This is a genomic window from Streptomyces vietnamensis (assembly GCF_000830005.1).
GTDB classification, from domain to species: domain Bacteria; phylum Actinomycetota; class Actinomycetes; order Streptomycetales; family Streptomycetaceae; genus Streptomyces; species Streptomyces vietnamensis.
In genome coordinates, this window is sequence record NZ_CP010407.1 from 4,575,659 (window position 1) to 4,593,816 (window position 18,158).

General features: G+C 72.2%; 22 protein-coding genes. 18 read left to right on the forward strand and 4 right to left on the reverse strand.

The features are described 5' to 3' along the window. Positions 1 to 34 precede the first annotated feature (34 nt). From SVTN_RS20475 to SVTN_RS20505, 8 genes are all read left to right on the forward strand, one after another. Positions 35 to 841 (forward strand): alpha/beta hydrolase, encoded by an 807-nt coding sequence (locus SVTN_RS20475; RefSeq protein ID WP_063782267.1) that lies wholly within the window; start codon positions 35 to 37, stop codon positions 839 to 841. A gap of 45 nt (positions 842 to 886) precedes the next feature. After that, positions 887 to 1,141, forward strand: a complete 255-nt coding sequence (locus tag SVTN_RS20480; RefSeq protein WP_041130403.1) for a MoaD/ThiS family protein — start codon at positions 887 to 889, stop codon at positions 1,139 to 1,141. Between the two features lie 10 nt (positions 1,142 to 1,151). After that, on the forward strand, positions 1,152 to 2,324 hold the full coding sequence (locus SVTN_RS20485) for a hypothetical protein (protein WP_041130404.1): 1,173 nt from the start codon (positions 1,152 to 1,154) through the stop codon (positions 2,322 to 2,324). 142 nt (positions 2,325 to 2,466) lie between these two features. After that, positions 2,467 to 3,153 (forward strand): LmeA family phospholipid-binding protein, encoded by a 687-nt coding sequence (locus SVTN_RS20490; protein WP_041130405.1) that lies wholly within the window; start codon positions 2,467 to 2,469, stop codon positions 3,151 to 3,153. Positions 3,154 to 3,337: 184 nt separating this feature from the next. Continuing rightward, complete coding sequence (locus SVTN_RS46605) at positions 3,338 to 3,418, forward strand: putative leader peptide (protein ID WP_350497993.1); 81 nt, start codon at positions 3,338 to 3,340, stop codon at positions 3,416 to 3,418. A gap of 185 nt (positions 3,419 to 3,603) precedes the next feature. Continuing rightward, positions 3,604 to 4,443: a sulfurtransferase gene (locus tag SVTN_RS20495; RefSeq protein WP_041130406.1), complete on the forward strand. Its 840-nt coding sequence runs from the start codon at positions 3,604 to 3,606 to the stop codon at positions 4,441 to 4,443. A 33-nt stretch (positions 4,444 to 4,476) separates the two neighbouring features. Further along, positions 4,477 to 4,767, forward strand: coding sequence for a DUF1416 domain-containing protein (locus SVTN_RS20500; RefSeq protein WP_030693674.1), 291 nt, complete (start codon positions 4,477 to 4,479; stop codon positions 4,765 to 4,767). A gap of 52 nt (positions 4,768 to 4,819) precedes the next feature. Beyond that, positions 4,820 to 5,155 carry a DUF3099 domain-containing protein gene (locus tag SVTN_RS20505; RefSeq protein ID WP_078908774.1) on the forward strand — a complete coding sequence of 112 codons (336 nt, stop codon included), beginning with the start codon at positions 4,820 to 4,822 and terminating at the stop codon, positions 5,153 to 5,155. A 5-nt stretch (positions 5,156 to 5,160) separates the two neighbouring features. Here the strand turns inward: SVTN_RS20505 and SVTN_RS20510 are convergent, their stop codons facing one another. Next, entirely contained in the window at positions 5,161 to 5,523 is a 363-nt protein-coding gene (locus tag SVTN_RS20510) for a DsrE family protein (protein ID WP_041130408.1), read from the reverse strand. 163 nt (positions 5,524 to 5,686) lie between these two features. Between SVTN_RS20510 and SVTN_RS20515 the strand changes: the two genes are divergently transcribed. The 6 genes from SVTN_RS20515 (at position 5,687) to ygfZ (ending at position 10,334) form a co-directional block, all read left to right on the forward strand. Continuing rightward, positions 5,687 to 6,433 carry a hypothetical protein gene (locus SVTN_RS20515; protein WP_245727600.1) on the forward strand — a complete coding sequence of 249 codons (747 nt, stop codon included), beginning with the start codon at positions 5,687 to 5,689 and terminating at the stop codon, positions 6,431 to 6,433. Beyond that, positions 6,430 to 7,215: a hypothetical protein gene (locus tag SVTN_RS20520; protein WP_041130410.1), complete on the forward strand. Its 786-nt coding sequence runs from the start codon at positions 6,430 to 6,432 to the stop codon at positions 7,213 to 7,215. The genes SVTN_RS20515 and SVTN_RS20520 overlap by 4 nt, the downstream gene beginning before the upstream one ends. A gap of 8 nt (positions 7,216 to 7,223) precedes the next feature. Beyond that, entirely contained in the window at positions 7,224 to 8,081 is an 858-nt protein-coding gene (locus tag SVTN_RS20525) for a hypothetical protein (RefSeq protein ID WP_245727601.1), read from the forward strand. 226 nt (positions 8,082 to 8,307) lie between these two features. After that, the gene (locus SVTN_RS20535) at positions 8,308 to 8,880 is read left to right on the forward strand and encodes a heme-binding beta-barrel domain-containing protein (protein ID WP_041130413.1); all 573 of its coding nucleotides are present in this window, start codon (positions 8,308 to 8,310) and stop codon (positions 8,878 to 8,880) included. Between the two features lie 40 nt (positions 8,881 to 8,920). Further along, positions 8,921 to 9,358: a Fur family transcriptional regulator gene (locus SVTN_RS20540; RefSeq protein ID WP_041134088.1), complete on the forward strand. Its 438-nt coding sequence runs from the start codon at positions 8,921 to 8,923 to the stop codon at positions 9,356 to 9,358. A 10-nt stretch (positions 9,359 to 9,368) separates the two neighbouring features. Then, positions 9,369 to 10,334 (forward strand): CAF17-like 4Fe-4S cluster assembly/insertion protein YgfZ, encoded by a 966-nt coding sequence (gene ygfZ / locus SVTN_RS20545; RefSeq protein ID WP_041130414.1) that lies wholly within the window; start codon positions 9,369 to 9,371, stop codon positions 10,332 to 10,334. A gap of 3 nt (positions 10,335 to 10,337) precedes the next feature. Here ygfZ and dtd read toward each other — a convergent pair whose 3' ends face one another. Beyond that, positions 10,338 to 10,763, reverse strand: coding sequence for a D-aminoacyl-tRNA deacylase (gene dtd / locus SVTN_RS20550; protein WP_041130415.1), 426 nt, complete (start codon positions 10,761 to 10,763; stop codon positions 10,338 to 10,340). A gap of 141 nt (positions 10,764 to 10,904) precedes the next feature. Between dtd and SVTN_RS20555 the strand changes: the two genes are divergently transcribed. The 4 genes from SVTN_RS20555 (at position 10,905) to SVTN_RS20570 (ending at position 15,648) form a co-directional block, all read left to right on the forward strand. Beyond that, positions 10,905 to 11,510, forward strand: a complete 606-nt coding sequence (locus SVTN_RS20555) for an RsiG family protein (RefSeq protein WP_063782340.1) — start codon at positions 10,905 to 10,907, stop codon at positions 11,508 to 11,510. 122 nt (positions 11,511 to 11,632) lie between these two features. Then, positions 11,633 to 12,877: a GNAT family N-acetyltransferase gene (locus SVTN_RS20560; protein WP_041130416.1), complete on the forward strand. Its 1,245-nt coding sequence runs from the start codon at positions 11,633 to 11,635 to the stop codon at positions 12,875 to 12,877. Positions 12,878 to 12,935: 58 nt separating this feature from the next. Continuing rightward, positions 12,936 to 13,601, forward strand: coding sequence for a TetR/AcrR family transcriptional regulator (locus SVTN_RS20565; protein ID WP_099055213.1), 666 nt, complete (start codon positions 12,936 to 12,938; stop codon positions 13,599 to 13,601). A gap of 64 nt (positions 13,602 to 13,665) precedes the next feature. Beyond that, positions 13,666 to 15,648 carry a HelD family protein gene (locus SVTN_RS20570; RefSeq protein ID WP_041130417.1) on the forward strand — a complete coding sequence of 661 codons (1,983 nt, stop codon included), beginning with the start codon at positions 13,666 to 13,668 and terminating at the stop codon, positions 15,646 to 15,648. 106 nt (positions 15,649 to 15,754) lie between these two features. On the opposite strand, the gene SVTN_RS20575 is transcribed toward SVTN_RS20570, so the two are convergent. Both SVTN_RS20575 and SVTN_RS20580 read right to left on the reverse strand, forming a co-directional pair. After that, complete coding sequence (locus tag SVTN_RS20575) at positions 15,755 to 17,191, reverse strand: MFS transporter (RefSeq protein ID WP_041130418.1); 1,437 nt, start codon at positions 17,189 to 17,191, stop codon at positions 15,755 to 15,757. A 129-nt stretch (positions 17,192 to 17,320) separates the two neighbouring features. Beyond that, positions 17,321 to 17,806, reverse strand: coding sequence for a MarR family winged helix-turn-helix transcriptional regulator (locus SVTN_RS20580; RefSeq protein ID WP_041130419.1), 486 nt, complete (start codon positions 17,804 to 17,806; stop codon positions 17,321 to 17,323). Between the last annotated feature and the right edge of the window lie 352 nt (positions 17,807 to 18,158).

Here is an 18,158-nt window from a genome sequence, read left to right on the forward strand (position 1 = left end):
TTGCCCGGATCCTCTGGCAAGCAGAATAGCCCACATGAGTTCCGAGGCAGAGGGCCGATTTCACATCCTGGATGTTTCCTCGCTCACTTCCCGCCCTTTGCGGTCCACGCTGTGTACCGAGGACGGTGTCCGGATCGAGGCGGTTTACGAACCCTCAGGGGCAAGTGTCACCGATACGGCGGTCGTCCTCGCGCACGGCTTCACCGGGTCGGCCGACCGGCCCGCCGTCCGGCGCGCCGCCCGCGTCCTCGCGGAGCGCGGCGCGGCCGTCGTCACCTTCTCCTTCCGCGGGCACGGCCGCTCGGGCGGCCGCTCCACCGTCGGCGACCGGGAGGTCCTCGACCTGTCCGCCGCCGTCCGCTGGGCCCGTGAGCTCGGCCACGCGCGCGTGGCGACGGTCGGCTTCTCCATGGGCGGCTCCGTGGTCCTGCGCCACGCGGCCCTGGAGCGCGGGACGGAGGGCCGCGCCGACGCGGTGGCCGCCGTGTCCGCGCCCGCCCGCTGGTACTACCGGGGTACGGCCCCGATGCGCCGCGTCCACTGGGTGGTCACCCGGCCGGCGGGCCGCCTCGTCGGGCGGTACGGGCTCGGCACCCGGATCGACAGCCGCGCCTGGGACCCCGTGCCCCTGTCCCCCGTGGAGGCCGTCCCGCTGATCGCGCCGACCCCGCTGCTCATCGTGCACGGCGACCGGGACGCGTACTTCCCGCTCGACCACCCGCGCATGCTGGCCGCCGCGGGCGACGCGGAACTCTGGGTGGAGCGGGGGATGGGCCACGCCGAGAACGCGGCCGACCGGGAGCTGCTCGCCCGGCTCGGGGACTGGCTCACGCGCGCATAGCCCATGATGGGGGGCGGCGCGCACACGAACGAGAGGAGCGCCGCTATGGCAGCGGGAACCATCCGCTACTGGGCCGCGGCCAAGGCCGCCGCCGGAGTCGCCGAGGAGCCGTACACCGCCGGGACCCTGGCCGAGGCCCTCGACGCGGTCCGCGCGAAGCACCCGGGCGAGCTCGCCCAGGTCCTCAAGCGGTGCTCGTTCCTGGTCGACGGCGACCCCGTCGGGACCCGGAGCCATGAGACGGTACGGCTTGCCGAGGGCGGCACGGTCGAGGTGCTCCCCCCGTTCGCAGGAGGGTGAACCCCAGAGCATGAGCAACGACCAGTACTACGGCGGGCAGCAGTACGACCCGTACGCCGACGCGAACGGGCAGCAGAACCCCGCCGAGGTCACCCAGACGTGGGAGGGCCAGACCTGGGACACCTCGTACCAGCCGGCCGTCTCGTACGACCAGATCCAGGCGGCCCGGGCCGAGCAGGCGGCCCAGGCCGCGCAGATGCCCGTGCCGCAGGAGGCGTACCAGCAGTCGTACGAGCAGCCGTACGAGCAGCAGTACCCGTCGCACGGGGCCCCCGCCGCGTACTACGCGGAGCCCGCGGCCGAGCCCGCGCCGGCGGCCTTCGCCGAGCCCGCGCCGGCCCCTGCTTCCGCGGCCGCTCCCGTGGCCGCTCCCGTGGTCGACGAGGGGCCCGCCTACTCCTCGCCCATCACCTCCGGGAACGCCCGCGTCACCGACGCCCAGCGCGCCCGCGCCGAGGGCCGGTCGCCGATCATCGAGCCCGGCATGCAGCCCGCGGCCCTCACCGCCGTCCTCGGCCTGCTGCTCGCGGGCGGTGCTGCCCTCGGCTCGTACGGGCTGCTCGTCCCGCTCGTCCTGCTGCAGGGCCTCACCGCCGCCGGCTGGTTCCGGCTCAACGGCATGTGGCCCGCCCGGCAGGGCATCGCCCTCGCCTTCCTCGGCGGCCTCGTCTCCGACGCCGCCCTGCTCGCCACCGGCCGGGAGCACGCGGCCGCGGCGATCCTCGGCACGCTCGGCGTCTGGGTGCTGCTCTGCCTGGTCCTCCAGCTGCGCAGCCACGCCGACCCCGACGAGCGCATGTACGGCCTGATGGCCACCATCGCCTCCGCCGCCCTGACCGTCGTCGCCACCGGGCACCTCGGCGCCGCCCCGGACGCGGTGGTCGTCGGCGGGATCGCGGTCGCCGCGGCCGTCCTCGCCCGGGCGCTGCCGCTGCCGGGACCGGTCTCCCTGGTCGTCGCCCTGCTCGCCGCGGCGGGCGCCGGGATCGCGGCCGGCGGCCTCACCGACCTGGGCACCTCCGGGGCGCTGCTCGGCCTCGGCGTCGGGGTCTGCGCGCTGATCGGCCTGCGGGTCGCCAGCTACGACTACCCGTCGCGGTTCGTCCACATGACCGCGGGCGTCGCGCTGCCGCTCACCGCCGCCGCGCCCGCCGTCTACCTGCTCGGCCGCGCCCTGGTCTGACCCGGTCTGACCTGCGGTCCTCCTCGCCGTCCGTTCGGGCACGGGAACCAACCGGCCCCCCGACACGTCGATCTTCGTGTCGGGGGGCCGGAACTTTTCACGGAAACCGTTACAGGAACCACTACGGGGGGACGCTCAGCCCATGCGAGCACTGCGGATTCTGTTGATCGTGGCCGTCGTGCTGGGCGGGGCCCTCGTCGGGATCGACCGGCTGGCCGTGTCGTACGCGGAGTCGGAGGCGTCGAGCCGGGTGAAGCTCTCCGCCTCGACGAGCGACTCGATCGAGGTCGACATCAAGGGCTTCCCGTTCCTCACCCAGGTCGCGGACAAGCGGTTCGACGAGGTCGACGTGAAGGCGACCGGCGTGCGGGCGACGGCGGGCGACAAGGACGTCCGGGTCGGCGAGCTGACCGCGGTCCTGCGGGACGTGACCGTGACCGGCGACTGGGCGGGCGCGAAGGCGGGCTCGGCGAGCGGCACGGCCCTCATCTCGTACGCGGACCTCACCGCCGCCTCCGACCGCGAGGCCACCGTCGCCTACGGGGGGAACGGCAAGGTGAAGGTCACCGGCAGCGTGAAGATCCTGGGCCGCAGCCTGACCCGCTCGGTCATCTCCACGGTCACCGTCGTGAACGGCGACACCATCAAGGTCCGCGCCGACGAGGTGCCGGGCGCCGGCATCCCGGGCGTGGAGGAGCTGGTCCGCGCGCGCACCGACTTCGAGCGCCCGCTCGGCATGATCGCCGGGATGAAGGTGGAGAAGGTCGAGCCGCGCCCGGACGGCCTGGCGGTCACCGTGACCGGCAAGGACGTCGTCCTGGCGGGCTGATCGGGCCCTTTGATCACATGGTGAGACGCGGCCGTCCGATCCGCAGAAAGAGAAGCGGACACCGTGGTGCGGAGGCGTCCGGAGCCGACGCGCACCCTGATCACGTCTCGCATCTCGGACGATCGCGTCTCAAAATACGACACACCGGTGACACGGCCGCCTGTCCGTCCCTACGATCGAGGGCATGAAGCGACAGGCGGATCTCACGAAGCGGCGGGCAGTAGACCTGTGCCGCGTCGCCGCCATGCTCTGTCGCTCAGTCTGAGCGGGACGCCAACTCCCGTATCCCCCAGGCCCGTCGACCGACGTCGGGGCCGCCCCGTGCAGAGCCGTACGCCCGTCCGTATGTCCATATGCCCGTATGTCCGTACGTCACGCGACGACGCGTAGCGCAGCACACCCCCGCACCACCGCAGCACACCCCCGCACACTGCCCCGGAGGAGAACAGCATGGCTCGCAGCGACGTCCTGGTCGACGCGGACTGGGTCGAGGCCAACCTCGACAACCCGCAGGTCGCCATCGTCGAGGTCGACGAGGACACCTCGGCCTACGAGAAGAACCACATCCGCAACGCCATCCGCATCGACTGGACCAAGGACCTGCAGGACCCGGTCCGCCGCGACTTCATCGACCAGGAGGGCTTCGAGAAGCTCCTCTCGGCCAAGGGCATCGCGAACGACACCACGGTCGTCCTCTACGGCGGCAACAACAACTGGTTCGCCTCCTACGCCTACTGGTACTTCAAGCTCTACGGCCACCAGGACGTCAAGCTCCTCGACGGCGGCCGCAAGAAGTGGGAGCTCGACTCCCGCGACCTCGTCGCCGAGGTGCCGGCCCGCCCGGCCACCGAGTACAAGGCCAAGGCCCAGGACGCCTCGATCCGCGCCTTCCGCGACGACGTCGTGGCCGCGATCGGCGCCCAGAACCTGGTCGACGTCCGCTCGCCCGACGAGTTCTCCGGCAAGCTGCTCGCCCCGGCGCACCTCCCGCAGGAGCAGTCGCAGCGCCCCGGCCACGTGCCGAGCGCCCGCAACATCCCGTGGTCGAAGAACGCCAACGACGACGGCACCTTCAAGTCGGACGACGAGCTCAAGGCCCTCTACGAGGCCGAGCAGGTCGACCTGGCGAAGGACACCATCGCCTACTGCCGCATCGGCGAGCGCTCCGCGCTGACCTGGTTCGTCCTGCACGAGCTGCTCGAGGTCCCGAACGTCAAGAACTACGACGGCTCCTGGACCGAGTACGGCTCCCTCGTCGGCGTGCCGATCGAGCTCGGCGCCAACAAGTAACCCCCACTTCTTCTTCAGGACAGGACAGCGAACATGTGTGGAGCTCAGGTCGGCGGTCCCGACGTCAGCACGCTCAAGCCCGGTGAGACGGCCATCCAGGGCCAGGTGACCAAGGACGGCGAGCCCGTCACCGGTTACGTGCGCCTCCTCGACGGCTCCGGCGAGTTCACCGCCGAGGTCCCGACCTCGGCCACCGGCCAGTTCCGCTTCTACGCGGCGACCGGCGAGTGGACCCTGCGCGCCCTGGTTCCGGGCGCCCAGGCCGACCGCAAGGTCGTCGTCACCGAGGCCGGCAGCCTGACGGACGTCGCCATCGCGGTGTGACGCCACACCGATGAACGGCCGGAGGGCCGTGCCTCCTGGGGGGTTGGACGCCATTCCAGGACCTGAGGCACGGCCCTCCGGCTTCTTTCTTTCCGGGCGTGGCGCCCGGTCGTACGCTGAAGGTGTGTACGCGCGACGTCGGCACGTCTACTTCTGGATGATGGGCGCCTGCCTGGCCCTGTTCGTGGGCGCCTGGGCCGTCGTGCGGCTCTTCTCGATGCCGGTTGCCATCGGCATGTGCGTCGTCGCCATGGTCATCCCCCCGGTCGCCGCGATGATCGCGAACCGCCGGGGCCCGGAGGACCGCTGGTGGGACGACCCCTCGGGCGACCCGAAGTCGGACGAGTGGTGGGACGAGCTCGACGGCAAGAAGCGCCGCGAGCCGTAGCTCGCTCAATACACGAGGGCCTGGGTCTCGTCGGACATCGCCTCCTGGACGAAGACCTGCGCGCCGGCGATGCGGACGCCGTCCAGGACGTCCTTCTCCGTGATCTCGCGGCGTGCCGCGCACTGCGTGCAGAGCGTGATGCGGCCGGCCGCCAGGATCGAGTCGATCAGGTCCGGCAGCGGCGCGGCGTGCGGGAGCTCGAACTCCGCCGCGCGGCCGGGGAGGGCGAACCAGGAGGACTCGCCGGTCAGCCAGAGCGAGACCTCGACGCCGCTGGCGACGGCGACGGCGGCCACCGTGAAGGCCTGGGAGCAGCGTTCGGGGGCGTCGGCCCCTGCGGTCACCTTGATCACGAGCTTCTTCGCCATATGCCGAACTGTAATGCGCGGCACTGCAACCTCATGCGTCCCTCACGTGTCAGCTGTGTGCGCGGGTGACGGAATCCGCGCTTCAGGTCTCGTGGGGGGACTCTTGAGCATCGAAGAAAGTATCCAAAATACGGATACAACATCACCACCCGAGCCGGAGACGGTGACGGAACCCGCACCTCCGGTCCAGCGACCGCGCCGCCGGGTCCTCCGTACCGTCGGGCTGATCACCGTCGCCGCCGTCATCGGCCTCGTCGGCGGCACCGCCGTCGGCTACGGCATCCAGGCCGACCGCGAACCGACCGCGCTCCCGCCGCTCAACCAGCCGGGCCTCGCGCACCCGGCGAAGCCGCTGCCGAAGGGCCAGGAGCCGGAGCCGCTGTCGGCGAAGGAGGACCACCAGGCGAAGGCGCAGGGCGACCTGCGGAAGCTGCTGCTGCCGAAGCCGGCGGGGGCGCGGGCCGACGGTCCGGACGGCTGGGAGTCGCTGTCCGCGTACGTCGACGACTTCACCCGGCCCGAGAACGCGCTGGAGTTCCAGCTCGACCAGGGGGTCCGGCGAATCGCCACGCGGTCGTGGCGTGTCGGCGAGTACAAGCGCGTCCAGATCGACCTCGTGCAGTACCGCTCCACCTCCGGGAACGGAGCCCTGGAGTACGTGAAGGACCAGCAGGGCCTCGCCATCGGCGAGGAGCAGTCCGATTCCCTCGGAGAACCCGTGAAGGGCTCCGAGAACGGCCGCTACTTCCTCTATCCCGTGGAGCGCAAGGCGGGCTACATGGACCTCTACCAGGCCCGTGCCTTCATCCAGCGCGGTGACATCGCGATCACCATCCTGATCTTCGACACCGAAAAGATCGCCGAGAGCGAGATCCGTTCTCTGGCCGAGCGGCAGCTGGGGCGCCTGTGAGCGAGAAGTCCGGGCGCCGCACGCGCCGGATCCTGAAGAACGTGCTGGCCTCCGTGGTCGTGCTCGGCGCCGTCGGCGGCGGTGTCGCCTACACCGCCGTCACCGTCGACCGCGCCGACCGGACCGCCCCCACGGTGGCGTGGGCCGAGCCCAGTACGACCGCGACCCCGAAGGACCCGGCCGCCGACGCCGACCGGGGCAGGGCGTCCACGCCGATGAGCAGGCTCCTCCTGCCCGTGCCGGACGGCTACGTGCTCGGGGCGGACATCGAGGGACACGGAAACGACGACGAGATCCCGGCGAAGCAGGCCGCGGCCCTTCTCAAGCAGACGGGCAAGTCCTTCTACGGCAAGAAGCGCCGCGCGTACGAGAAGGAGGTCGACCGGCTCGGCATCCAGGGCATGGCGATGCGCTCGTACGCCGCGCAGGACAGCACCCTCCAGGCCGAGGTGATCGTCCTGCGGATGAAGGACAAGAAGTCGGTCCGCGAGTTCTTCGAGGTCCGCAAGGAGATGTCCGAGTTCTTCGAGCTGCGCAAGGGCCCGAAGATCAAGGAGTACGCGAAGAACTCCGCCTGCTACCTGGGGCCCAAGCCCGCGAAGCCCGAGCAGGACGAGGACGAGCGGACTCCCGACCTCCAGAAGATGACCTGCTCCGCGTACGACGGGGAGGTCATGGTCACCGTCACCGCGTTCGGTGGCGAGCCCTTCGACCAGAAGGCCGTGGCGGACCTCGTCGAGAAGCAGCTCCGCCACATCCAGTCCCCGGGGGAGTACATATGACCGAGCAGATGACAGAGACGGACCTTCCGGAAGCGGAGGCCCCGGAAGCGGCGGCCCCGGAACCAGAGGCCCCGGAAGCGGAGGTCCTGGAACCGGCCGCGCCCCCGCGGTCCCGTCGCGTCCTCTGGGCCGTCGCCCGCTGGACCGCCGCCCTCGTCGTGTGTGGCGGCGTGGGCGCCGGCACCGCCATGGGGATCACCGCCCTCGACCGGAACGACGTGCCCGGCCTGGCGACCGAGAGCGACGGCCGCTGGGAGTACCCGCAGCTCCGTCTCCCGGCGCTGCCGGCGGACCGGCCCCGCCCCTTCACCGAGGGCAACGACGGCGAGATCCACTACGCCGACGTGCGCGAGCTGCTGCTGCCCGCCCCGGCCGGCGCGACGGCCGACCCGAAGCTGAACGGCGGGTTCGTGCCCACCGACTCGTACCTCTCCCTGTACGGGAAGGAGTCCCGCGACGAGGTGAAGCGGGCCCTGACGGACTCCACCCTGCGGCACGTCGCCGCCCGCGGGTGGACGACTCCGGACGGCACCCGCACCAGCATCCATCTGCTGCGGTTCAGCTCGGTGGCGTTCGCCGAGGCGTTCAAGGACGAGGTGGTGGACGCGGAGGCCGCGGACGGCCCGGACGCGCGGCCGGACGGGGTGGAGGCCCTCGTCCTGGAGAGCTTCGCGGACGACATCGGCGTGTCCGGCACGAGCGTGTACGCCTTCCGGGAGAAGAAGCCGTACGGCCCCGAGCAGGTCCGCTGGGCCTATGTGCAGGCCGGTGACACCCTCGCGCTGATCACCCAGACCCGGAAGGGCGAGGCGCTCGCCGTGCCGTTCCAGCAGACCGTCACCCTGCAGAACCAGCTGCTCGGCTGATCGTCCGCGAGACCCACCTCACCGAGTGGGCCGGACCCCCGCCCACTAAGCTGGGGTCCGGCCCGTTCCGCCTTCACCGCTCAGTCGAGGAGCACCCCAATGATCGCTTTCTTCGAAACCCTCCTGGTCCTGGTCGCCGTCGGCGTGATCGCCTTCGCCGGTCTGACCGTGAAGAAGCTGTACCAGGGCCAGCGGTAACCACTTCTAGAGAACGCCAGAGCTGCTCATGATCGAGATCCCGTCCGACCTCAACCCGGACCTCGTCCCCCTCGCGTTCCTGCTCGGTACGTGGGAGGGCGCGGGCGTCTCCGACTTCCCCGGCGCCGAGAAGTGCAACTTCGGCCAGGCCGTGACGTTCAGCCACGACGGCCGGGACTTCATCGAGTACCACTCGCACACCTGGGTCCTGGACAACGACGGCAACAAGGTCCGTCCGCTGGAGAGCGAGAGCGGCTACTGGCGGATCGACCGGGACCGCAAGGTCGAGGTCGTCATGGTCCGCGACCAGGGCGTCGTCGAGATCTGGTACGGCGAGCTCGCCGACCAGAAGCCGCAGATCGACCTGGCGACGGACGCCGTCGCCCGCACCGTGGCCTCCGGCCCGTACAGCGGTGGCAAGCGGCTCTACGGCTACGTCAAGAGCGACCTGATGTGGGTCGGCGAGAAGGCCACCCCCGAGATCCCGCTCCGCCCGTACATGTCGGCGCACCTGAAGAAGGTCGTGACGCCGGAGGAGGTCGCGGAGATGGCCCGCAACCTGCCCGACATGCCGGACGACGGCATCGCCTTCTTCCGTTAGACGCCTGGGGGTGTTCACCGCGTCCTCCTACACTGGGGGCGTGGTGAGCACCGACTGGAAGAGCGACCTGCGGCAGCGCGGCTATCGGCTGACGCCGCAGCGTCAGCTTGTCCTGGAGGCCGTGGACAGGCTGGAGCACGCGACCCCGGACGACATCCTCGTCGAGGTCCGCAGGACGGCCTCCGGCGTGAACATCTCCACCGTGTACCGGACCCTGGAGCTCCTCGAGGAGCTCGGGCTCGTCTCCCACGCGCATCTGGGGCACGGGGCGCCGACCTATCACCTCGCCGACCGGCACCACCACCTGCACCTGGTCTGCCGGGACTGCTCCGAGGTGATCGAGGCGGACGTGGAGGTGGCGGCCGAGTTCACCGGGAAGCTCCGTGAGACCTTCGGGTTCGAGACGGACATGAAGCACTTCGCGATCTTCGGCCGGTGCCGGGACTGTTCGAACAAGGACGCTGCCGTCGAGTCGTAGGCTCTTCTGTATGAAGAGCCCTCTGTTGTCCCTGCCCGGCGCCGTCCCCGCCGAAGGCCGCGACGAAGGCGTCGCCGCGCACTACGGCGATCTCTTCCGCGAGCAGCGTGCCCTCTCCGAGGGCAGCGGTTTCGTCGACCTCTCGCACCGGGGCGTCGTCGCCGTCTCCGGTGACGACCGGCTGAGCTGGCTGCACCTGCTCGTCACCCAGCACATGACCGAGCTGCCGCCCGGGCAGGCCACCGAGGCGCTGATCCTCTCCGCGAACGGGCACATCGAGCACGCCCTGTACCTCGTCGACGACGGCGAGACGGTGTGGGCGCACGTCGAGCCGGGGACGCAGGCCGAGCTCATCGCGTATCTGGAGGCGATGAAGTTCTTCTACCGGGTCGAGGTCGCCGACCGCACCGAGGACTTCGCCGTCGTCCACCTTCCGGCCGGTTCCATCGCCGAGGTGCCCGCGGGCGTCGTCGTACGGGAGACCCCGCACGGCCGCGATCTGTTCCTGCCCCGCGCCGACCTGGAGTCCTTCGCGGCCTCGCACGGGCCGGCCGCCGGGATCCTCGCGTACGAGGCGCTGCGGGTCGAGGCGCACCGGCCGCGGCTCGGCTTCGAGACCGACCACCGGACCATCCCGCACGAGGTCGGCCTCATCGGCAGCGCCGTCCACCTCCAGAAGGGCTGCTACCGGGGGCAGGAGACCGTCGCCCGGGTGCAGAACCTGGGGAAGCCGCCGCGCCGCCTGGTCTTCCTGCACCTGGACGGCAGCGAGGTCCTGCTGCCCGGCCACGGCACCCCGATCCGGCTCGCCGCGGACGGCGAGGAGGGCCGGCAGCTCGGTTTCGTGACGACCGCCGTCCGCCACCACGAGCTCGGGCCGATCGCCCTCGCCCTGGTCAAGCGGAACGTGCCGGTCGACGCCCCGCTGATCGCCGGGACGACGGCCGCCGCGCAGGAGACCGTCGTCGAGCCGTAGCCCTCAGACCTCGATCAGTACCGTGAACGGGCCGTTGTTCGTGAGGGAGACGCTCATCTTCGCTCCGAAGCGGCCCGTCTCCACGTGCGCGCCGAGGGCGCGCAGCTGGGCGACGACCTCGTCGACGAGGGGTTCGGCGACCGGGCCCGGGGCGGCGGCGTTCCAGGTGGGGCGGCGGCCCTTGCGGGCGTCTCCGTAGAGGGTGAACTGGGAGATGACGAGCAGCGGCGCGTTCACGTCGGAGCACGACTTCTCGTCGTCCAGTACCCGGACGGACCAGAGCTTTCTGGCCAATTGGGCGGCCTTCTCCGGGGTGTCGTCATGGGTCACCCCGACCAGGACGCACAGCCCCTCGCCGGTGATCTCACCGACGGTCTCCCCTGCGACGACGACACTCGCGCCGTCGACCCTCTGCACCACTGCTCGCATGCGCACCAACCTACCGAGCGGGTGGCGGGCCGAAGGACGAGGGGCCGAACGGGTGCAGAGCGCCTGCACGTGCACGGGGAGGAGTGGCACCATGCGTGTGAGGCGGTGCGGCCGACCGCACCGGTCGAGGGGACGAATCTCATGAGTGCACCTGGCACCGGGCCGACGCCGTCCGGCCCCGTACCGCTGATCCGAGTCGGTGGTTCTTCCATGACGCGCCCACCCGTACAGCGGACCGCCGAGCCCGGGCCCGAGCCGACGAACCGGACGCGGCCCGACCTCGGCGCCCTGCGGTTGCCCGAGCTGCGCGCTCTGCGCCGGGACGCGCAGAGCGACGAGGCCGACCTGAGCTACGTACGCCGGATGCTCCAGGGCCGGATCGACATCCTGCGGGCCGAGCTGGCGCGCCGGACCGACCCGGAGGCCCCGGTCCTCGACCGGCTCTCCGAGATCCTCGCCGACGTGCCCTCGCGGCACCGCAGTTCGGCGCGGCACGTGACGCTGTCGACGCCGCGCGGCGAGGAGTACCGGCGGCTCGCGAGCGAGATGCTGTCGGAGGTCGAGCTGTCGGACCTGACGGCCCGGACCGATGACGAACTGCACGCGGCGATGGGTCGGCTCGCGGGGTACGAGCAGCAGATCTCGCGGCGCCGGCAGGACCTCCAGCGGACCGCCGACGACTGCAGCGCGGAGATCGCCCGCCGCTACCGGGAGGGCGAGGCGCAGGTCGACGACCTGCTGGCCTGACGGACGTAGGGAAGAGGTCGGCGACCTGTTGGTCCGGCGTACGGGAAGAGGTCGGCGACCTGTCGGTCCGACGTACCGAAACTCGCGTGCGGGGCCGGTCCGGCCGTGCGTAGGGTCGGAGGATGACCTTCGATGTGCGCGCCGTCACCGAATCAGAGTTCCGTGAGTGGCAGCGGGCGCTGCGCACCGGGTTCCTCAAAGCGCCGGTCGTCTCCGACGAGGAGTTCGCCGACCGGCTGGCGCACGCGGACCTCGCGCGGACGCTCGGCGTCTTCGACCGGGACCGGATCGTCGGCACCTTCCGGTCCTTCCGGCAGGAGGTCAGCACGGTCGGCGGGGGCAGTCTCACCGCCGACGCGATCACCCAGGTCACGGTCGCGCCGACGCACCGCAGGCAGGGTCTGCTGAGCCGGATGATGTCCGCCGACCTCGCCGCCGCGAAGGAGCGGGGCGACGCGATCGCGACGCTGATCGCCGCCGAGTACCCGATCTACGGGCGGTACGGCTTCGGTCCGGTGAGCTGGATCGCCGAGTGGAGCGTGGACGTGCGCCGGGCGGGTCTCGACCCGCGCCGCTCGGGCCGCCCGGAGGACGGCGGCCGGATCGATCTGACGGACGGCGACGAGATCCGGAAGACCGGCCCCGAGCTGTACCGCCGGCTCGCGGCCGTACGCGCCGGGCTCACGAACCGCGACAAGCGCGACTGGGACCGCGGCACCGGGCTCGGCCACCAGCGCGCGCCGTGGCGGGAGCCGTACTACGCGCTCTACCGGTCGGCGTCCGGCGAGGTCGAGGGGTACGCGGCGTACACCGCCGACGACAAGTGGAACGACGCGAACCAGCCGCAGCACACGGCGACCGTGCGCGACCTCATCGCCGTCACCCCGGCCGCCGAGCGCGCCCTGTGGCACTACCTCTGCTCGCTGGACTGGATCTCCACGGTCCGCTCCGGCTTCCGGGCGCCCGACGACCTGCTGCCGCTGCTCCTGCCCGACCCCCGCGCGGCGAGGATGGTGACGTACGCGGACATGCTGTGGGTGCGGGTCCTGGACGTGGCCCGGGTCCTGGAGGGGCGGACGTATCCGGTGGAGGACGGCCTCGTCCTGGAGGTGCGGGACGCCGACGGGCTGGCCGGCGGGCGCTTCCGGCTCGACGCCTCCCCGGCGGGCGCGGCCTGTGTCCGTACCTCCGAGTCGGCCGATCTCGCCTTCGACGTCGCCGAGTCGGGCACGCTCGCGTTCGGTGACGAGTCGGCGGTACGGCTGTCCCGGCTCGGGCGCGTCGAGGAGCTGACGCCCGGCGCCGCGGCCCGCGCCGACCTGCTGTTCCGTACCCCGCTCCGGCCGTTCTCGCCCGACATCTTCTGAGCCCGCCGCGCGTTACTAGGATGAACGTGGGGTGTGCGAGGTGCGGAGGCGGGAGCTCATGGCGGACGACGGGGATCGGGACGCCGTGGAGGCGGAGTACGTGAAGGCCGAGTACCCGACCGGGCTGCGCGAGAAGAAGAAGGCGCGCACCCGGCAGGCCCTGTCGGACGCCGCCATCGCGCTCTTCATGGAGAAGGGTTTCGACGGGGTGTCCGTCGCGGAGGTGGCCGCCGCCGCCGAGGTCTCGAAGCCGACCCTGTTCCGGTACTTCCCGGCCAAGGAGGACCTGGTCCTGCACCGGTTCGCCGACCACGAGGGCGAGTCCGCGCGCGTGGTGGAGGCCGGGCGGGTGTACGGCACGGCGCCGCTCGACGCGCTGTACGAGCACCTGCTCGAAGGGCTTGAGCGGCGCGATCCGGTCACCGGGCTCTGCGAGGTGCCCGCGGTCCTCGCGTACCACCGGCTCCTGTACGGGACGCCGGCCCTGCTCGCCGCGATCCACGGCTACCAGCAGCGCTCGGAGGAGGTCCTCGCGAAGGCGCTGGGCGGCGATCCGCTGGTGGCGCGGCTCGCGGCCGCGCAGATCGTGGCCGTGCTGCGGGTCCTGGCGAACGAGAACGTGGCGCGGCTGACGGCCGGCGATCCGATCGAGGAAGTGGGGCGGGACGCGGTGACGGCGGCGGGGGAGGCGTTCCGGTCGCTGCGGCAGGGGCTGCCGTACTGAGCTCCAGTTATTGAGATCAAGTAAAAAATGTAACCCAGTAACGTTTTCCGCTACGCTTGTCGGAATGACGTCACTGGACCTTGAGCTCGCCCGCGAACGCTCCCACCACGACGCCTGCCGCGCCGCCCTGATCCGCATGACCGAGGACGTCGTCGAGCAGGTCGTCATCGGCGAGGACGTCGCCGCCTCCGGCGCCGATGCCGAGGCGCTCGGCTACCACCTGCGCAGCCGCGCCAAGGAGATGGGCGAGATGCCGCCCGGCCCGCTGTTCTTCGGACGCCTCGACCGCGAGGACGGCCAGATCCACCACATCGGCCGCCGCCGGATCGCCGAGCACCCGGCCGCGCCGCCGCTCGTCGTCGACTGGCGCGCGCCCGTCTCCCGCGCCTACTACCAGGCCGGCGCCCACGACCCGCAGGGCGTCCTGCGGCGCCGCCGCTTCGGCTGGGCCCCGCACAGCGAGGGCGCCACCGAGGACCTCACCGCCCTGGAGGACGAACGCCTCACGGACGGCGGCGCCACGGGGACGGTCAGCGCCCTCGTCACCGGGGAGATCGAGCGCCCCCGGGTCGGCCCCATGCGGGACATCGCCGCCACCATCCAGCCCGAACAGGACGACCTCGTACGCTCCGAACCCGCCGCCTCCCTGTGCGTGCAGGGCGCCCCCGGCACCGGCAAGACCGCGGTGGGCCTGCACCGGGCCGCGTACCTCCTCTACACGCATCCGCAGCGGATCCGCCGTTCGGGACTCCTCGTCCTCGGCCCCCACCGCGCCTTCCTCTCGTACATCTCCGAAGTGCTGCCCTCGCTCGGCGAGACCGGCATCCGGCAGGCCACCCTCGACGAGGAGATCGCCCGCCACCCCGTCCGGGCCGAGGACGGCGAGGCGGCGGCCCGGGTCAAGCACGACGCCCGGATGGCGGGGGTGCTGCACCGCGCGCTGTACGGCAGGGTCGACCCGGCCCCCGCCGAGGACCTGGCCGTCCCCGACGGCTCGTACCACTGGCGGCTCCCGGCCTCCGACCTCGCGGCGATCGTCGCGGCGGTACGGGAGGAGGCGCCGCCCTACGCGACGGGCCGCGAGCGGGTCCGCGCCCGGGTCGTCCGGGCCCTCCAGCTCCGGGCCGAACGCCGGTGGGGGCCCATGGGCGCGGCCTGGGCGCGGAAGATCGAGCGGGCGCGGGCGGTGACGGCGTTCCTCGACGCGTGCTGGCCGAGGACGAGCCCGGAGGAGGTGCTCGCGGAGGTCCTGACGGAGCCGACGGATCCCGCGCTGACCCGGGACGAGCTCGCGGCGATCCGTTGGGCGCGGCCGCCCCGCTCGTACCGCTCGGCGCGCTGGACCGCCGCCGACCTCGTCCTCCTCGACGAGCTCGCGGGCCTGATCGAGCGCCCCGAGAGCTACGGGCACGTCGTCGTCGACGAGGCCCAGGACCTCTCGCCCATGCAGTGCCGGGCCATCGCCCGTCGTACCGAGTTCGGTTCGCTCACCGTCCTCGGGGACCTCGCCCAGGGCACCACCCCGTGGGCGGCCCGCGACTGGGACGAGCAGCTGGCCCACCTGGGCAAGACCGGGACGCCCGTCGTGCCGCTGACCCTCGGCTACCGGGTGCCGGCGGCGATCGTCGACCTCGCCAACCGGCTCCTGCCGCAGCTCGGCGCCGACGTGCCCGCGGGGCGTTCGGTGCGCCGGGACGGCGAGGTGACGGTCCACCGGACGACGGACCTGACGGCCGGGGTACGGGAGGCGGTGCGGGCGGCGCTCGCGACGGAGGGCTCGGTGGGGGTGATCACGGCCGACGGGCTGGTGGAGGTGGTGACGGAGGCGGTTCGTGACCGCTCCGGGGACGGGCGGGTGACGGTGCTGCCCGCGAGCGTCGTCAAGGGCCTGGAGTTCGACCACGTCGTGGTCGTCGAACCGGCCGCGATCGTGGCGGCCGAGGAGCGCGGCGCGAACCGGCTGTACGTGGTCCTCACCCGGGCCGTTTCGCGCCTCGCGCTCGTGCACGAGGGGGAGCTGCCGGAGTGTCTCCGTACGGAGCGGTGAGCTCGGCGCCCGTCCGGGCGAGGGCCGTACGCGCCTCGGGCGGGTCGAGGAGACAGCGGACGCCGGATTTCACGGCGATGCCGGGCGGCGACGAGTCGGTCGGCTCTCATGCCGCCATCGTCATCTTCCGGGGCTCGGTGGAGACGGCGGGGCGACGCAGGACGGTGAAGGCGACGGCCAGGGCGAGGAGGAGAAGCCCGGCGCCGACGCCGAAGGCGAGGTGGTAACCGCCGGTCAGGGCTTCGGCGTTGGGGTGGCCCGCCTTCGTGAGGGACTCGGTGCGGGCGGCGGCCAGGGTGGAGAGGACCGCGACGCCGAGGGCCATGCCGATCTGCTGGGTGGTGTTGAAGAGCCCGGAGGCCAGGCCCGCGTCCGCCTCCTCCGCGCCGGACATGGCGAGCGCGGTGAGGGAGGGCAGCGCGAGGCCGAAGCCGGCGGCGAGCAGCATCACGGGGAGCAGGTCGGTGGCGTACGAGGCGTGGACGGGGACGCGGGTCAGCAGGCCCAGGACTCCGACGAGCAGGACGAGGCCGGCGAGCAGGACGTTCCGCTCGCCGAAGCGGGCGATGAGGGGCGCCGAGACGCCGAGGGAGACGGCGCCGATGATCAGCGCGGCCGGCAGCATCGCGAGGCCGGTCTCGGCGGCTCCGTACCCGAGGACCTTCTGGAGGTAGAGGGCGACGAGGACCTGGAAGGAGAAGAGCGCGGCGACCATCAGCATCTGGACGGCGTTCGCGCCGGCGACGGCACGGGAGCGGAGGATCCGCAGCGGCATGAGGGGGTGCGCGGCCTTCGCCTGGCGGAGCAGGAAGCCGGCGAGGAGGGCGAGCGCGAGGGCCCCGAAGCCGAGGGTGTGCGCCGAACCGGCCCCGTACTCCTCGATCTTGACGACGGCGTAGATGCCGGCCATGAGGCCGGAGGTCACGAGCAGCGCGCCGATGACGTCGGCACCGGCCCCCAGGCCCAGGCGCTGGTCGGCGGGGAGGGCGCGGAGGGCGACGAGGAGGGTGGCGACGCCGATGGGCAGGTTGATGAAGAAGATCCAGTTCCAGGCGAGGGCGTCGGTGAGGACACCGCCGAGGACCTGGCCGAGGGAGGCGCCGGCGGCGCCGGTGAAGCTGAACACGGCGATGGCGCGGGCGCGTTCGCGGGGTGCGGTGAAGAGGGTGACGAGGATGCCGAGGCCGACGGCGGAGGACATCGCGCTGCCGACGCCCTGGAGGAAGCGGGCGGCGATGAGGACGGCGGGGGAGGCGGCGACGCCGGCGAGGAGGGAGGCGGCGGTGAAGATCCCGGTGCCCGCGAGGAACATCCGCCTGCGGCCGATGAGGTCGCCGAGCCGTCCGGCGAGGAGGAGGAGCGAGCCGAAGGCGATCAGGTAGGCGTTGACGACCCAGCTGAGGCCGACGGGGGTGAAGCCGAGGTCGCCCTGGATGGCGGGCATGGCGACGGTGACGATGCTGCCGTCGAGGACGGTCATCAGCATGCCGGCGGCGAGGACGGCGAGGGCGAGGCGGGGGTTGGTGGGCGCGGTGGCGGGCATGGGGGCATCTCCTGTTCGACGGAGCCGACAGGAGTGACACTAACAGAAGGTTTTGTTGCAGACTATTTTTTACGGGAGGAGTTCGAGGTCCTCGGGCGCGCCGGCGGAAGGGTGAGGGGTTCGGGGTCCTCAGGCGCGCTGGCGGGCGCGACGGGCGGGCGTCGGGCTCTCGACGGGGGTCTCCAGATGGCCGGTGGCCAGCCGGTTCAGGGCGCGCAGCAGGACCTCGCGCTCGTCGGCGGGGAGGGAGGAGAGGGCGCTCTCGTGCACGCCGTCGACGATCTTCTGGCTCTGGTGGGCGACCTCGGCCCCCGCCTCGGTGACGGCGATGATCCGCGCCCGCCGATCGGTGGCGGACGGCCTGCGCTCGGCGAGCCCGGCCTTCTCCAGGGCGTCGACGGTCACGACCATGGTGGTCTTGTCCATGTCCCCGATCTCGGCGAGCTGCGCCTGCGTCCGCTCCTCCTCCAGGGCGTGGACGAGGACACAGTGCATGCGCGCGGTGAGCCCGATCTCCGCGAGCGCGGCGGCCATCCGGGTCCGCAGGACGTGACTGGTGTGATCGAGGAGGTAGGAGAGGTCGGGCTCGGTGCGGGTGGGTGCCATGGCTGTCATGTCTGCCAGGGTAGCGAGGGTCGATCCGTAGCGGATTGTTGCGAAACGGACGAGTGCGGGGCGGCACCGGCCCGGGCCTCCCGCCTCGGCGCACCCGCGCGGGCGCGCGCCTCTAGGCCGGTGCCCCGCGCTGCGTGGCCCCGCGCCCGGCAGGCAGGCGCCCCCGCCGCCCGCCGTGCGGGCCTGTGCCCGCTGCCGTGTGGGCCTGCGCCCGCCGCCCCGTGCTGGGCGGTGCCCCCGTGGCCCGCCGTGTGGGCAATCGTCCCGCTGGGGCGGGACGGGTGGGCACACGGGACGGCGCCCCCAGCCGGGCCTAGGCTTCCGCGCCTGGACCCGCACCCCAGCGGCGCCG

Bases quoted from the DNA above. Each gene is read 5' to 3' on its own strand.
- SVTN_RS20560 (WP_041130416.1), top strand. From the start codon at position 11,633: ATGACCTTCGATGTGCGCGCCGTCACCGAATCAGAGTTCCGTGAGTGG.
- SVTN_RS20535 (WP_041130413.1), top strand. From the start codon at position 8,308: ATGATCGAGATCCCGTCCGACCTCAACCCGGACCTCGTCCCCCTCGCG.
- ygfZ (WP_041130414.1), top strand. From the start codon at position 9,369: ATGAAGAGCCCTCTGTTGTCCCTGCCCGGCGCCGTCCCCGCCGAAGGC.
- SVTN_RS20475 (WP_063782267.1), top strand. From the start codon at position 35: ATGAGTTCCGAGGCAGAGGGCCGATTTCACATCCTGGATGTTTCCTCG.
- SVTN_RS20510 (WP_041130408.1), bottom strand. From the start codon at position 5,523: ATGGCGAAGAAGCTCGTGATCAAGGTGACCGCAGGGGCCGACGCCCCC.
- SVTN_RS46605 (WP_350497993.1), top strand. From the start codon at position 3,338: ATGAAGCGACAGGCGGATCTCACGAAGCGGCGGGCAGTAGACCTGTGC.
- SVTN_RS20525 (WP_245727601.1), top strand. From the start codon at position 7,224: ATGACAGAGACGGACCTTCCGGAAGCGGAGGCCCCGGAAGCGGCGGCC.
- SVTN_RS20500 (WP_030693674.1), top strand. From the start codon at position 4,477: ATGTGTGGAGCTCAGGTCGGCGGTCCCGACGTCAGCACGCTCAAGCCC.
- SVTN_RS20555 (WP_063782340.1), top strand. From the start codon at position 10,905: ATGAGTGCACCTGGCACCGGGCCGACGCCGTCCGGCCCCGTACCGCTG.
- SVTN_RS20480 (WP_041130403.1), top strand. From the start codon at position 887: ATGGCAGCGGGAACCATCCGCTACTGGGCCGCGGCCAAGGCCGCCGCC.
- SVTN_RS20570 (WP_041130417.1), top strand. From the start codon at position 13,666: ATGACGTCACTGGACCTTGAGCTCGCCCGCGAACGCTCCCACCACGAC.
- SVTN_RS20565 (WP_099055213.1), top strand. From the start codon at position 12,936: ATGGCGGACGACGGGGATCGGGACGCCGTGGAGGCGGAGTACGTGAAG.
- SVTN_RS20490 (WP_041130405.1), top strand. From the start codon at position 2,467: ATGCGAGCACTGCGGATTCTGTTGATCGTGGCCGTCGTGCTGGGCGGG.
- SVTN_RS20485 (WP_041130404.1), top strand. From the start codon at position 1,152: ATGAGCAACGACCAGTACTACGGCGGGCAGCAGTACGACCCGTACGCC.
- dtd (WP_041130415.1), bottom strand. From the start codon at position 10,763: ATGCGAGCAGTGGTGCAGAGGGTCGACGGCGCGAGTGTCGTCGTCGCA.
- SVTN_RS20580 (WP_041130419.1), bottom strand. From the start codon at position 17,806: ATGACAGCCATGGCACCCACCCGCACCGAGCCCGACCTCTCCTACCTC.
- SVTN_RS20575 (WP_041130418.1), bottom strand. From the start codon at position 17,191: ATGCCCGCCACCGCGCCCACCAACCCCCGCCTCGCCCTCGCCGTCCTC.
- SVTN_RS20495 (WP_041130406.1), top strand. From the start codon at position 3,604: ATGGCTCGCAGCGACGTCCTGGTCGACGCGGACTGGGTCGAGGCCAAC.